Here is a 10,549-nt window from a genome sequence, read left to right as displayed (position 1 = left end):
GCGAGTTGGTGCCGCGCCAACCCGGCCAGCGCCCGGGAGCGGCGTACGTCCAGCGTCTCGGTCGAGCCCAGATCGGCCAGGGTCTGCGCGCCGGCAGTGACGGCGAGGTCGAGGTCCATCGCGTCGGCGACATCGAGGGTGCCCCAGACATCGACGGTGCCGTCGATCCCGGAGTGCTGCTGACCGATGTGGAAACCCCTCGAGTCCGCAGCCGCCAGGCGCTGGGCCTCGGCCTCGGCGGGCATGCAGCGGGCGATCGCCGTCTGGATCGTCCGTTCCAACTGCGAGAGGCGGATGGTGTGCGCAAACGCCGCGACCCGATCGTCCACGAACGCTGCCGCCTCCGGCGAGAGCGCGATGGTGGACTTCGCGATCCGCCGCGCCTTCCACGCCACCAGATCACCCGTCGTGACCCGCGCCCAGGTCCGGGGCAGCCGGTACCGCAGCTCGACCGCTTCCCCGAGGTAGGCCTTGCCGACCTCGGTCGGCAGCCCGATCGCCGCGGCGAATTCGGGGATCGAGAACTCCGCGATCAACGGCGCTCCCGGACCGGCGACCGGGACCTCGGTCTGCCCGAACCCCGGGTCATAGGTCATCGCAGCGTCCGCCAGCGATTCGGTCGAATGCATGCCCGTCCACGCCACCGCGAGCTGCAGCAACCGGGCTTCTTCGGCATCCGCGATCGACCGGGACAACCGCGCCGCAGACAACACCGCGGCTGCGGTGTCCACGTCGGCGAGTGTCTCGGTCATGGGTCAACCCAACCAGCGAGCACCGACAGTTTGGCCGCCAGAACCGGCCAGCTGACCGGCATGTGGACAGGGATTCTCGAGCTGTCCTGTCCCCACCCAGTCGCAGCCCTGGCGCCGATCAGCGACCCATCGGTCGCCTCAACTGGCCGGGGTCACGACCCGGTCCAGCGAACGGGCACGCCGTACACGACGACCGCGAGCACCGAGCAGTGCACGATCACGGTGACCCAGAAGGCCGTGCGGAACGGCTGCTTCCGGGTCTTGTGCCGGAACACGTGCCGCGCGACCAGCGCCCCCGGCCAGCCGCCCACCAGGGCGAAGGCCAGCAGGGTGGACTCGGGCACCCGCCGATCGCCCTGCTGGGCGGCGTCCTTGTCCGCGCAGCACGCGCGGAACGCGGCATCTCCGGCGCGAGCATTATCCGGTCCCGGCTGTTGGAATGGCGCCATGGCATGGGAGACGCATCCGGTGACGCCGGACCGGTTCGAGGACTTCGCGGACGTCATCAACCCGAATCGACGCGCCACCCACTGCTGGTGCCTGGCGCACCGCCTCCGGGCGAAGGACATCGAGGAGCTGGGCGCTGGCGATCGGGAGACGGCGGTCCGAGCGCTCTGCGAACGGGAGCACCCGCCCGGCGTCGTGACCTACCGTGACGGCCTCCCGGTCGGTTGGTGCAGCATCGGCCCGCGGACCGAGAACCCGAAGCTGTCCGCGTCGAAGCTGATCCGACCCCTCGACGACGTACCGGTATGGAGCATCATCTGCGTCGTCGTCCGCGGCGGTCACCGGCGCCAGGGGGTGACGACGGCGCTGCTGGAGGGTGCGGTTGCGTGGGCCGACTCGCAGGGCGCGCCCGCGGTGGAGGCCTACCCGGTCGATCCGGCGGGGGAGCGGATGGACCTGACGATGGCCTTCGTCGGCACGCGATCGATGTTCGCGAAGGTGGGCTTCGAGGTGGTCGGTACGACGGGCGCGGTGGCCAGCGGGATGCCGCGGTTGGTCATGCGACGGGAGCTGGCGGGCGCCTAGCCCTCGCCACCTCAGTACGTCTTCACCCAGACGTTGACCGCGTAGTCCACCTCGAGCCCCTCGTGCTCGGCCAGGATCTCCTCCGCGAGCGCGGCGTCGAACTCGATCCGCACCACTGCCTCCAGGTCCTCCCGGGAGGCGAACTGCCAGTAGATGTCGACCGGCCGGCGCGTCCAGCCGCGCACCGACCAGAAGCGCTCCACGGCGACCGGGTCGACCATCGGGTACCCCCGGCGGAACCAGCCGCCGAACGTCGACCGAGTGGCATCGTTGTCGATGACGAACGCCGTCCCGCCGCGGCGTACGACGCGCGCCAGCTCGTCGAGCCCGGGCTCGCAGCCGGGGCCGAAGAAGTAGGACCACCGGGCGTGCACGACGTCGACCGACGACTCCGGAACCGGCAGCTCCTGGGCGACCCCCTGGCGGACCGTGACGTTCGTCAGGCGCTTGGTACGACGACGGGCCAGCGCGGCCAGGCCGGGGTGCGGCTCCACCCCGATCACCACGGCCGCATCGGCCGCGAAGCGAGGCAGGTGGAAGCCGGTGCCGCAGCCGATGTCGAGCACCGTGCGGCCCGACCAGTCGGCCGTCGAGCGGATCAGCTGCTCGAGTCGGCCGTGCGGGTCGACCGCCCGGTTCTCGATCTCGTAGGCGACCGGGTGGTGCCAGATGTTGGGGCTCGGGGTGGCCCCGGGTGGGACGGTCAGATCCGGACCAGGCCGTTGGGCGTCTGCACCTGCGCGGCGATGATGCCGGGCGTGCCGTGCGGCGCGACCCACTCGACCTTGACGTCCTCGAGCGGAGCCTCGACGGTCTCGCCGAGCCACTCGCTGACCCGCAGCGGGTCGCCGGCGATCTCCAGGCAGCACAGGGAGAACGTGTCGTCCGCCCCGTTGCTCGGGTGCTCGTCGGGCGTCTCCCACTCGATGAAGAACGGCAGCTGCGGGTCGGCGATCAGACCGTTGACGCCGATCTGCTTCCAGCGGAGCTCGGTGCCGTCGGGACGGTGCCGGCTGCCCTTGGCGGCGTCGCGTCCCAGGCGCTGCTCGACGGCGGCGATGTCGTTGACCGCGACGACCCAGCCGAGCCAGCCGCCACCGAGGGCGGAGCGGGCGCGGACGGCCTGGCCGAAGGGTGCCTTGTCCGAGGCCGGGTGGTCGAGGACCTCGACGATCTCGAGGTAGGTCCGGCCCGCCAGGGGCAGGATCATGTTCCGAGTGCCGAAGCGGGGATGCACACCGCCATCAGTGAATTCTCGACCGAGCAGCCCCCCGATGCGCTGGGCGGTGCTGGCGAGACCATCGGGTCCGGCGGCGTAAGAGAGATGGTCCAAGCGCATGTCAAGCATTCTCAACAATCTCTCAGACAGGTCTGACATCGGGGTCCAGATGTCTTGATGTCGAGAGTGTTGGCCGCGGATATCCGTGCGGCCGCCGCCGGGCTCAGCGCGGGTCGGCCGGGTGCAGCGCCAGCGCCGAACGGGAGCGCACGTGCGCCTCGCAGTGCCGCACCAGCTCGTCGTACGCCGCCTTGCCCATCAGCTCGGTCAGCTCCGGCTCGTGGGTCACGTAGACCGGCTCGAGGGCGACGTGCGCCTCGGTGTTGCCCGAGCAGTACCAGTCCAGGTCGTGCCCGCCGGCACCCCAGCCCCGCCGGTCGTACTCGCCGATCGAGACCTCCGTGTACGACGTGCCGTCGGACCGCTCGACCTCGCGGAAGGTGCGCCGGATCGGCAGCTGCCAGCACACGTCCGGCTTGGTCTCCAGCGGGTTGCGCCCCTGCTGCAACGCCAGCCCGTGCAGGGCGCACCCGGCGCCGGTCGGGAAGTCGGCGCGGTTGTGGAAGATGCACGCGGACTGGCCGTCGACCTCGACGGTGCGGGTCTTCCGCTCGCCCTCGTCGTCCTTCTCGATCCAGTCCGACTTCTTCACCGCACGGCCCTCGGGCTTGAACTGCCAGGTCTGCGCGTCCAGCTGGTCGACGTAGGAGGCGACCCGCTTCTCGTCGGCCTTGTCGGCGAAGTGCGCGCCCAGCGTGCAGCAGCCGGTGTCGGGGGAGGAGTCGTAGATGCCCTGGCAGCCCTGCCCGAAGATGCACATGAAGCTCGAGGTCAGCCAGGTCAGGTCGCAGCGCAGCACCTGGGTCTCGTCGGCGGGGTCGGCGAACTCGACGTAGGCACGGGGGAAGACCAGGTCGACTTCGGGCACGCCGCGAGCCTACGCGCCCGGTAGCGTGGACCCATGCGACTGGGTGTGCTCGACATCGGCTCCAACACCGGACACCTGCTGGTGGTCGACGCCCACGGCGGTGCCGCCCCGCTGCCGGCGTACTCGTACAAGCAGCCGCTGCGGCTGGCCGAGCACCTCGACGACACCGGTGCGGTCTCCGAGACCGGCATCGAGGCGCTCGCGGCCTTCACCCGGCAGGCCCTCGTGGTGGCCGAGGACAAGGGCTGCGAGGAGATGCTCGCCTTCGCGACCTCGGCGGTCCGCGACGCCACCAACTCCGACGCCGTGCTGGCGCACGTCAGCGAGGTCGCCGGCCTCGACCTGGGCGTGCTCTCGGGTGAGGACGAGGCGCGGCTGACCTTCCTCGCCGTACGTCGCTGGTTCGGCTGGTCGGCCGGCCGGCTGGCGGTCTTCGACATCGGGGGCGGCTCGTTCGAGATCGCCGGTGGCCCCGACGAGGCGCCCGACGTGGCGTGGTCGCTCCCGCTGGGCGCCGCCCGCCTGGCTCGCGACTACTTCGGTGGCGCTGCCCCGGACGACGAGGCGATCCGCGAGCTGCGTCGCGAGATCCGCGCCCAGATCGCCCGCGACGCCGGCCACCTGATCCGGGCCGGTGTGCCCGACCGGGCAGCCGCCACCTCCAAGACGTTCCGCTCGCTGGCCCGGATCTGCGGAGCCGCTCCCTCCGGCGACGGCCCGCTCGTGCCGCGATCCCTGAGCCGCGAGGACCTCGCGGACTGGATCCCCAAGCTGATCCCGATGTCCCGCGAGGCGCTCGCCGACCTGCCCGGTGTCTCCCCGAGCCGCAGTCACCAGATCCTGCCCGGGGCCCTGGTCGCCGAGGCGGCGATGGACATCTTCGATCTCGACGAGTTCGAGATCTGTCCCTGGGCGCTCCGCGAGGGCGTCATCCTGGAACGCCTCGACCAGATACCGGTCCTGGGCTGACCCATGCCGACCTCCCCCCGCATCGGCCTCTCGACCGCCTCGGTCTACCCCGAGTCGTCCGCCCACGCCTTCACCTACGCCGCCCGGCTCGGCTACGACGCCGTCGAGGTGATGGTCGGCATCGACGCCCTCAGCCAGCAGACCTCCGCGGTCAAGCAGCTCTCCGAGCACCACGGCCTGCCGATCTCCGCGATCCACTCGCCCTGCCTGCTCTTCACCCAACGGGTCTGGGGAAGCGAACCGTGGGGCAAGCTCCAGCGCTCCGCCGAGATGGCGCACGCCGTGGGGGCCGAGGTGGTCGTGGTGCACCCGCCGTTTCGTTGGCAGAAGGAGTACGCGCGCGACTTCGTCAACGGCATCGCGGCGCTCGAGGAGTCCACCGGCATCGCCTTCGCGGTGGAGAACATGTACCCGTGGCGGGCGTCGTCGAGGCGAGCCATGGAGATGTACCTGCCCGGCTGGGACCCCTCCGAGGAGCCGTACGCCAACACCACGATCGACCTCTCGCACGCCGCGATCGCCCAGTCGGACCCGATCCTGATGGCCGAGCGGCTCGGGCCACGGCTGCGCCACATCCACCTGACCGACGGCACCGCCAACGCCAAGGACGAGCACCTGGTGCCCGGGCGCGGTGTGATGAACGCGGCCGAGTTCCTGCGCCACCTGGTCGGCATCGGGTTCGCCGGTGAGGTCGTCCTCGAGATCAACACCCGCAAGTGCAACGACCGGGCCGAGCGCGAGCGTGACCTGCGCGAGTCCCTGGAGTTCGCCCGCGAACACCTGGGAGTCCTCTCGACATGACGGCCGCCGTCGAGATCCGGGACCTCGTCGTCGTACGAGGCGGGCGCACCGTGCTCGACCGGCTCGAGCTCACCATCGGCGGCGGAGTCACCGGGCTGCTGGGCCCCTCGGGCTCCGGCAAGACCACGCTGATGCGCACCCTGGCCGGCGTCCAGAAGGTCGCCTCCGGAACGGTCGAGATCGACGGCGTCCCGGCCGGCAGTGCGCCGCTGCGCCGCCGGCTCGGCTACGTCACCCAGGCGGCCAGCGTGTACGACGACCTGACGGTGGTCGAGAACCTCACCTTCTTCGCCCGGGTCCTGGGGGTCGACCGTGCGGCGGTGGACACCGCGATCGCCGCGGTCGACCTCGACAGCCGCCGGGACCAGACCGCGGGCCGGCTCTCCGGGGGGCAGCGTTCGCGTGCCAGCCTCGCCGTCGCCCTGCTCGGTGATCCGGAACTGCTCGTGCTCGACGAGCCCACCGTCGGGCTCGACCCGGTCCTGCGCCGCGACCTGTGGGGGCTCTTCCACCGGCTCGCCGACTCCGGGGTCGCGGTCTTCGTCTCCAGCCACGTGATGGACGAGGCCGATCGCTGCGACCGGCTGCTGCTGATGCGCGCCGGCGCGATCATCGCCGACGGCTCGCCCGACGAGATCCGGGCCCGGACCGGGACCCGCGACATCGAGGCCGCGTTCCTGGCGCTGGTCGACGCCGCCGAACCGGGGGAGGACCGATGAGCGAGGTGATGACGCCGGCGATCACGCTGGCCGTGGCTCGACGGGTGCTGACCCAGCTGCGTCGCGACCACCGCACCCTGGTGATGCTGCTGCTCCTGCCGACGATGCTGATCTCGTTGCTGTGGTGGATGTACGACGCCACCCCTGGCACCACCTTCGACCGGGTGGGCCCGGCGCTGCTGGCGATGTTCCCGTTCACCGTGATGTTCCTGGTGACCAGCGTGACCACGCTGCGCGAGCGCTCCAGCGGAACCCTGGAACGGCTGCTCGCGATGCCGCTCGGCAAGGGTGACTTCCTGGCCGGCTACGCCCTCGCCTTCGGGGCGATCGCCGCGGCCCAGTCGGGACTGGCGGTGGGGGTGAGCATCGGTCTGCTCGGTCTCGAGATCGTCGGCCCGCCCTCGCTGTTGATCCTGGTCGCCGTCGTCGACGCGCTGCTCGGCACGGCGCTGGGGCTCTTCGTCTCGGCGTTCGCGCAGACCGAGTTCCAGGCGGTGCAGTTCATGCCGGCGCTGGTGATCCCGCAGATCCTGCTCTGCGGCCTCTTCGTGCCGCGCGAGCAGCTTCCCGCGGTCCTGGCCACGATCAGCGACCTGCTGCCGCTGTCGTACGCCGTCGACGCCATGCAGCACCTGACCCGCAGCGCCAGCACCGCGGAGGTCTGGCAGGACCTGGCGGTCGTGGGCGGCTTCGTCGTCGTGCTGCTGGCCCTCGGTGCTGCCACGCTCCGGCGACGTACGGCGTAGCCTGTGAGGGCTCCGCTGGAGGTCAGCCGGGGTGCCCGATCCAGGAGGAATGTTGTCCCTGCTCCGCCAGCCCCTGCTGCTCCTCGCGCGCAGTGAGCGGGTCAAGAAGCTCGTCAGCACGATGCCGGTCTCGGCGGGCATCGTCAGCAGTTACGTGCCCGGTGAGACCACCGAGTCGGCCGTGGACGCGACCGCCGAGCTGATCGGCCACGGCCTGCACGTCACCCTCGACTACCTGGGTGAGGACACCCTGGACGTGGAGCAGGCCGACGCCACCGTGGCGGCATACGTCGACGCGCTGGGCCAGCTCTCCGCCCGCGGGCTGACCCGCGGCGCCGAGGTCTCGCTGAAGCTCTCCGCGCTGGGTCAGGCGCTGCCCGAGAACGGCAACAAGATCGCCCTGGAGAACGCCCGCGCGATCTGTCGCGCGGCCCGCAACGCCGGCACGACGGTCACCCTCGACATGGAGGACCACACCACCACCGACTCGACGCTGGCGATCCTGCGCGAGCTGCGCAAGGACTTCCCCGAGACCGGCGCCGTGCTGCAGTCGTACCTGCACCGCACCGAGGCGGACTGCCGGGCGCTGGCCTACGAGGGGTCGCGGGTGCGCCTGTGCAAGGGCGCCTACAAGCAGCCCGAGTCGGTCGCCTTCCAGGACAGGCTCGACGTCGACAAGTCCTACGTACGCTGCCTCAAGGTGCTGATGGCCGGTCAGGGGTACCCGATGGTCGCCACCCACGACCCTCGGATGGTCGAGATCGCCGGGTCGCTGGCCAGTCGCTACGGCCGGGCCAAGGGGTCCTACGAGTTCCAGATGCTCTACGGCATCCGGCCCGAGGAGCAGAAGCGCCTCGCAGAGCGCGGCGACACCGTGCGCGTCTACATCCCCTACGGCACCGAGTGGTACGGCTACCTCATGAGACGTCTCGCGGAGCGCCCCCAGAACCTGTCATTCTTCGTCAAGTCCCTGGTCTCGAAGAAGTAGGTCATCCATGGTGGAGCAGGTGCAGACGGCGATCTTCGGCGCGGGAGTGATGGGCGAGACCCTCCTCTCCGGGCTGGTGCGCGCCGGTCGTCGGGTCGACCACCTCCTGGTCGCCGAGAAGCGGCCCGAGCGCGCCACCGAGCTCGAGGAGCGGTACGGCGTGGCCGTCGTCTCCAACGTCGAGGCCGCCCAGAAGGCCAACACCCTGGCCCTGGTCGTGAAGCCGCAGGACATGGCGGCGCTGCTCGACGAGATCGCGCCCGAGCTCCGGCCCGGTCAGCTGGTCGTCTCGTTGGCCGCCGGCATCACCACCGCCTGGATCGAGTCCCGGGTCCCCGCCGGGGTGGCGGTGGTCCGGGTCATGCCGAACACGCCTGCCCTGGTCGACGAGGGCATGGCCGCGATCTCGCCCGGTTCCAACTGCGACGACGCCCACCTGGTCGAGGTCGAGGAGCTGATGGACTCGGTCGGCAAGGTGCTGCGGATCCCCGAGCGGCAGCAGGACGCCGTCACGGCCATCTCCGGCTCCGGACCGGCGTACATCTTCTTCGTGGTCGAGTCGATGATCGAGGCCGGCGTGCACCTCGGGCTGCCCCGCGCTACGGCCACCGAGCTCGTGATCCAGACCGTGGTCGGCTCCGGGAAGATGCTGCGTGAGACCGGTACCCACCCCGCGGTGCTGCGTGAGCAGGTGACCTCGCCGGCCGGCACCACCGCGGCCGCGCTGCGCGAGCTCGAGATCCACAAGGTGCGGGCGGCGTTCCTCGCCGCGATGGAGGCAGCGCGCGACCGCTCCCGGGAACTCGCCGAAGGGTCCTGACCCCGGTCGGTACCGGGTGTCAGACTGCCCGGCATGCAGATCTACCGCACCCCTGACGACCGCTTCGCCGACGTCGACGGCTTCGGCTGGGAGCCGTCGTACGTCGAGGTCCCGGACGGCGACGGTGCCACGCTCCGGATGGCGTACGTCGACGCCGGCCCGGCCGACGGCCCGGTCGTGCTGCTGCTGCACGGCGAGCCGACCTGGTCCTTCCTCTACCGCCACGTGATCGACGAACTGGTCGCGGTGGGGGTCCGCTGCGTCGCCGTCGACCTGGTCGGCTTCGGACGCTCCGACAAGCCGCTGGCCGCCGAGGACCACTCGTTCGCCCGGCACGTGGAGTGGGTGCGCACGGTGGTGTTCGACCACCTCGACCTGACCGAGGCCACGTTGGTCGGGCAGGACTGGGGCGGGTTGATCGGGCTGCGGTTGGTCGCCGAGCATCCGGAGAGGTTCGCGCGGGTGGTCGCGGCGAACACCGGGCTGCCGACCGGGGACCACCCGATGCCCGAGGTGTGGTGGATGTTCCGCAACGCGGTGGCCCGGGCGGAGGTCCTGGACGTGGGCCGGCTGGTGGAAGCCGGCTGTCTGCGCGGGATGGACCCGGCGACACGGGCGGCGTACGACGCGCCGTTCCCGACCGAGGAGAGCAAGGTGGGGCCGCGGGTGATGCCGACCCTGCTGCCGACCACGCCGGACGACCCGGCGACGGAGGCCAACCGGGCAGCCTGGGGGGTGCTGAGGGCATGGGAGAAGCCGTTCCTGGTCGCGTTCAGCGACTCGGACCCGATCACGGGGCCGATGGCGCCGGTGATCCGGGCACTGGTGCCCGGGACGCAGGGGCTGGAACACCCGGTGGTGGCGAACGCCGGTCACTTCCTCCAGGAGGACGCCGGCACCGAGTTGGGTCGGATCGTGGCGGGGTTCGTGCGGGGGTGACGGGTAGCTGCGGGTGGGTCGGTGGGCTGCGGCTGCAGGTTCATCACGGTATGCAGCCGAGCCGTCGGTTCCGCCCCCAGACCGCCCCCGTGACCTCTGGTTCCCACGACCGACCATCGCTTCCCATGCTCTGCAGACCCAGGGAAGCGCGGGTTCGTCTGCATACCGTGATGAACCTGCGCCCACCACCCCCCACCCCAGCGAGTAGCGTGCAGACATGCCCGAGTGCCACGGTCCAGCGACGGTCGTCTTCGACCAGAGCCTCGCCGAGTACAACTTCGGACCCAGCCACCCGATGTCCCCGCTCCGTGTCGGCCTCACCATGCGGCTCGCCAAGGAGCTGGGCGTGCTCGACAACGGGCTGCGCATCGTCCCGGCCCCGGTCGCCAGCAGAGACCTGATCGCCACCGTCCACGACGCCGCCCTGATCGAGGCCGTCGAACGTTGCGGCTCCGCCCCCGGCCAGCTCGACGAGCTGCACGGCCTGGGCACCGACGACAACCCGGTCTTCCATGACATGCACCTGGCCGCGGCCCACGTGGTCGGCGCCACCGTCGAGGCGTTCCGCCAGGTCTG

General features: G+C 71.1%; 13 protein-coding genes and 1 pseudogene. 9 read left to right on the top strand and 5 right to left on the bottom strand.

Features of this window, described 5'->3' with window-relative positions:
* Both ABZE72_RS13055 and ABZE72_RS13050 read right to left on the bottom strand, forming a co-directional pair.
* Nucleotides 1–752, bottom strand: a 752-nt coding sequence (locus tag ABZE72_RS13055) for a DUF222 domain-containing protein (protein ID WP_372729471.1), incomplete at its 3' end; no start/stop codon positions are given.
* 152 nt (nucleotides 753–904) lie between these two features.
* The gene (locus tag ABZE72_RS13050) at nucleotides 905–1,201 is read right to left on the bottom strand and encodes a DUF1294 domain-containing protein (protein WP_372729470.1); all 297 of its coding nucleotides are present in this window, start codon (nucleotides 1,199–1,201) and stop codon (nucleotides 905–907) included.
* On the opposite strand from ABZE72_RS13050, the gene ABZE72_RS13045 reads away from it, so the two are divergent.
* Nucleotides 1,200–1,784 carry a GNAT family N-acetyltransferase gene (locus tag ABZE72_RS13045; protein WP_372729469.1) on the top strand — a complete coding sequence of 195 codons (585 nt, stop codon included), beginning with the start codon at nucleotides 1,200–1,202 and terminating at the stop codon, nucleotides 1,782–1,784. The genes ABZE72_RS13050 and ABZE72_RS13045 overlap by 2 nt on opposite strands.
* A gap of 11 nt (nucleotides 1,785–1,795) precedes the next feature.
* Here ABZE72_RS13045 and ABZE72_RS13040 read toward each other — a convergent pair whose 3' ends face one another.
* The 3 genes from ABZE72_RS13040 to ABZE72_RS13030 form a co-directional block, all read right to left on the bottom strand.
* Nucleotides 1,796–2,563: a class I SAM-dependent methyltransferase gene (locus tag ABZE72_RS13040; RefSeq protein ID WP_372729468.1), complete on the bottom strand. Its 768-nt coding sequence runs from the start codon at nucleotides 2,561–2,563 to the stop codon at nucleotides 1,796–1,798.
* Entirely contained in the window at nucleotides 2,488–3,123 is a 636-nt protein-coding gene (locus ABZE72_RS13035) for a VOC family protein (protein ID WP_372729467.1), read from the bottom strand. Before ABZE72_RS13035 ends, ABZE72_RS13040 begins: the two co-directional genes overlap by 76 nt.
* A 103-nt stretch (nucleotides 3,124–3,226) precedes the next feature.
* Nucleotides 3,227–3,991, bottom strand: coding sequence for a hypothetical protein (locus ABZE72_RS13030; protein ID WP_372729466.1), 765 nt, complete (start codon nucleotides 3,989–3,991; stop codon nucleotides 3,227–3,229).
* Nucleotides 3,992–4,024: 33 nt separating this feature from the next.
* On the opposite strand from ABZE72_RS13030, the gene ABZE72_RS13025 reads away from it, so the two are divergent.
* The 8 genes and pseudogenes from ABZE72_RS13025 to ABZE72_RS12990 form a co-directional block, all read left to right on the top strand.
* Complete coding sequence (locus tag ABZE72_RS13025; RefSeq protein ID WP_372729465.1) at nucleotides 4,025–4,960, top strand: Ppx/GppA family phosphatase; 936 nt, start codon at nucleotides 4,025–4,027, stop codon at nucleotides 4,958–4,960.
* A gap of 3 nt (nucleotides 4,961–4,963) precedes the next feature.
* Nucleotides 4,964–5,761: a sugar phosphate isomerase/epimerase family protein gene (locus ABZE72_RS13020; protein ID WP_372729464.1), complete on the top strand. Its 798-nt coding sequence runs from the start codon at nucleotides 4,964–4,966 to the stop codon at nucleotides 5,759–5,761.
* Nucleotides 5,758–6,480, top strand: coding sequence for an ABC transporter ATP-binding protein (locus ABZE72_RS13015; protein ID WP_372729463.1), 723 nt, complete (start codon nucleotides 5,758–5,760; stop codon nucleotides 6,478–6,480). The genes ABZE72_RS13020 and ABZE72_RS13015 overlap by 4 nt, the downstream gene beginning before the upstream one ends.
* Nucleotides 6,477–7,226 carry an ABC transporter permease gene (locus ABZE72_RS13010; RefSeq protein ID WP_372729462.1) on the top strand — a complete coding sequence of 250 codons (750 nt, stop codon included), beginning with the start codon at nucleotides 6,477–6,479 and terminating at the stop codon, nucleotides 7,224–7,226. The genes ABZE72_RS13015 and ABZE72_RS13010 overlap by 4 nt, the downstream gene beginning before the upstream one ends.
* A gap of 58 nt (nucleotides 7,227–7,284) precedes the next feature.
* Complete coding sequence (locus tag ABZE72_RS13005; RefSeq protein ID WP_372729472.1) at nucleotides 7,285–8,214, top strand: proline dehydrogenase family protein; 930 nt, start codon at nucleotides 7,285–7,287, stop codon at nucleotides 8,212–8,214.
* A 7-nt stretch (nucleotides 8,215–8,221) separates the two neighbouring features.
* Nucleotides 8,222–9,034 (top strand): pyrroline-5-carboxylate reductase, encoded by an 813-nt coding sequence (gene proC / locus ABZE72_RS13000; RefSeq protein WP_372729461.1) that lies wholly within the window; start codon nucleotides 8,222–8,224, stop codon nucleotides 9,032–9,034.
* 33 nt (nucleotides 9,035–9,067) lie between these two features.
* Entirely contained in the window at nucleotides 9,068–9,973 is a 906-nt protein-coding gene (locus tag ABZE72_RS12995; RefSeq protein WP_372729460.1) for a haloalkane dehalogenase, read from the top strand.
* Between the two features lie 217 nt (nucleotides 9,974–10,190).
* Nucleotides 10,191–10,549: pseudogene (locus tag ABZE72_RS12990) on the top strand (acetoin utilization protein AcuC); the annotation flags it as partial.

The sequence above is a fragment of the Nocardioides sp. genome, assembly GCF_041600255.1.
In the GTDB taxonomy this organism is placed as follows: Bacteria; Actinomycetota; Actinomycetes; order Propionibacteriales; family Nocardioidaceae; genus Nocardioides.
This window is presented reverse-complemented; position numbering and strand designations above follow the sequence as displayed.